This window comes from Pseudomonadota bacterium (assembly GCA_022361155.1).
Classification (GTDB): Bacteria; Myxococcota_A; Polyangia; order Polyangiales; family JAKSBK01; genus JAKSBK01.
The window spans coordinates 1-2,086 of record JAKSBK010000478.1; the positions used below are offsets into that span (position 1 = coordinate 1).

At 70.0% G+C, this 2,086-nt stretch carries 3 protein-coding genes; all 3 read right to left on the reverse strand.

The genetic code is table 11. The features are described 5' to 3' along the window. On the reverse strand, nucleotides 1–683 hold a 683-nt coding region (locus MJD61_18050; GenBank protein MCG8557167.1), incomplete at its 3' end, for a 23S rRNA (adenine(2503)-C(2))-methyltransferase RlmN. A 54-nt stretch (nucleotides 684–737) separates the two neighbouring features. After that, nucleotides 738–1,256 (reverse strand): invasion associated locus B family protein, encoded by a 519-nt coding sequence (locus MJD61_18055; GenBank protein MCG8557168.1) that lies wholly within the window; start codon nucleotides 1,254–1,256, stop codon nucleotides 738–740. A 141-nt stretch (nucleotides 1,257–1,397) separates the two neighbouring features. After that, on the reverse strand, nucleotides 1,398–1,925 hold the full coding sequence (locus MJD61_18060; protein ID MCG8557169.1) for an RNA methyltransferase: 528 nt from the start codon (nucleotides 1,923–1,925) through the stop codon (nucleotides 1,398–1,400). Nucleotides 1,926–2,086 lie beyond the last annotated feature (161 nt).

The window sequence follows — 2,086 nt, forward strand, 5'->3', positions numbered from 1 at the left end:
CCGCAGCGCTGCATCATCGGCACCACCCCGGACGTGGACAGGGTGATCCGCCGGCGCGCCAGCGAAAAGCCCTCGCCATCCAAGACGATCTTGAGCGCAGCCGCGACATTCTCATAGTTATAGAGCGGCTCGCCCATGCCCATCATGACCAAGTTGGTGAGCTGCCGCTCGGGCGCCGGCGAGGGCCAGTCCCCCAGCTCGTCGCGGGCCAGCATGACCTGGCCGACGATCTCGGCCGGCGAGAGGTTGCGCACCAGGCGCTGGGTGCCGGTGTGGCAGAAGCGGCAGGTGAGCGTGCAGCCGACCTGGCTGGAGACGCAGAGGGTGCCGCGCGCCGCCTCTGGGATGTGGACGCTTTCGGCCTCCTGGCCGTCGGGGAAGCGTAGCAGCCACTTGCGGGTGCCGTCCTGGGAGACCTGGCCGCGGGCGATGGCCGGCCGCTCGACCCGGAAGCTCTCGGCGAGCCGCGCCCGGAGCGCCTTGCCCAGGGAGGTCATGGCGTCGAAGTCGGTGGCGCCGTGGTGGTAGATCCAGCTCCAGAGCTGGCGCGCCCGGAAGGCCGGCTCGCCCAGCTCGGCCAAGGCCGCGCCCAGCTCCTCCCGGCTCAGGCCGACCAGGTTCGCCCGTCCGTCCCGGGCGTCGGGCGGCGGCGCGAAGTGTTCGGCATGGGCAATCCGGCTCATGGGGCTGTCTTAGCGGCAGCCGCTAGGCCACGCAAGCCAGCCCCAATTTTGTGCCTACAGCCCGCAGGCCTTGGTGATGGCGCTGTGGGCCTTGGTGAAGCCGAGCAGGGAGTAGGTGTCGGTGGTCAGGGTGCCGCGCGAGGAGGTGCCCTTCACGACCATGCTGCTGCCGGCGCGCATGGCCTTGACGATGGCCTTGTCCTCCTCGGTGGTGAGGGCCCAGGCGTTGCCGCCCTCGGTGAAGAGATCCCAGGTCCGCGCGCCGATCTTCACCCGCACCGTGCTGTCCGCCTTGTAGGTATAGCCGGCGACGATGCTGACCTCGCCGACGCGGTTGGAGGCCGGGCGGTGGGTCACCAGGGCGAAGACGTCGCCGCGGCTGGTGTAGTCGCCCTCCGCCTTCTTGGGCGAGCTCGCCATGTAGCAGACGGTTTCGCCGTCCTGCTTGTAGCGGAAGGCGCTCCAGTCCCGGTGGTCGGAGAGGCGCTCGATGGCCTGGGCCGCCGCCGGCCCGGCCAGCAGAAGCCAGGCCAGGGTGGCCGCGAGGGCCGCGATCAGGGGTCGTTTGCTCATCTTTTTCGCCGCAGTTGGCTCGTCGTAGAAGCTCGGCCGCGTCACCCTTGCCTGGGCGACTCGGGCGCCTCCGTCCGGTCCAAGCCTGTAACGGGTTCGCCTCACCGATGCAAGTTAAGGGCGCGTAAGGAGGACCGCAGCCTAGCCGGAGCGGGTCACCCGGCCGCCCTGCACATGGGCCGGCAGGGGCTCCGGGTCGCCGCGCGAGCCGGTTGGCCGGCGGGCGTGGCGGCCGGTGGTCAGCAGGCGGTCGTACATGACGATGGCGCCGGCCACCCCGACGTTGACGCAGAAGCGCATGGGGATGCGCACCAGGTGGTCGGCTCGCGCCAGCAGTTCCGGCGACAGCTCGCCCTTTTCCGGGCCCAGCACGTAGGCCGCCGCCTGGGGATGGCGGAAGCTGGGGAGCTCGACGGCCTCCTCGGTGAACTCGATGCCGACCAGGGCGCAGCCCTTGGGCAGGGCGAGCTGGTCGACGCTGTCGTAGGTGTAGAGCGGCAGGTGCTTGGCCGCGTCGGAGGTATCGCTCAGCTTCACCTCGCGGGCGTTGAAGGCCGGCGCGATGGAGAAGAAGAAGCTGGCGCCGAAGGCATGGGCCGAGCGCAGCAGGTTGCCCAGGTTCATCGGCTTGCTGATGCCCTCGACTCCAATCGCGAAATAGCCGCGCATGACCCCTTTCCACAGCGAAAATCCCGGAGGGCGGGAAGCTTGCACGGGCGGCGGACGCGGGGCAAGGTGCCGGAAAGATTGGGGTTCCGGAGGCTGAAGCCGAGATGACCGCGCTGGAGGAGGTGGCGCCCCTCGATCCGCTCTGGGTCGAGGTCACCCGC

Bases quoted from the DNA above. Each gene is read 5' to 3' on its own strand.
- MJD61_18055 (MCG8557168.1), bottom strand. From the start codon at position 1,256: ATGAGCAAACGACCCCTGATCGCGGCCCTCGCGGCCACCCTGGCCTGG.
- MJD61_18060 (MCG8557169.1), bottom strand. From the start codon at position 1,925: ATGCGCGGCTATTTCGCGATTGGAGTCGAGGGCATCAGCAAGCCGATG.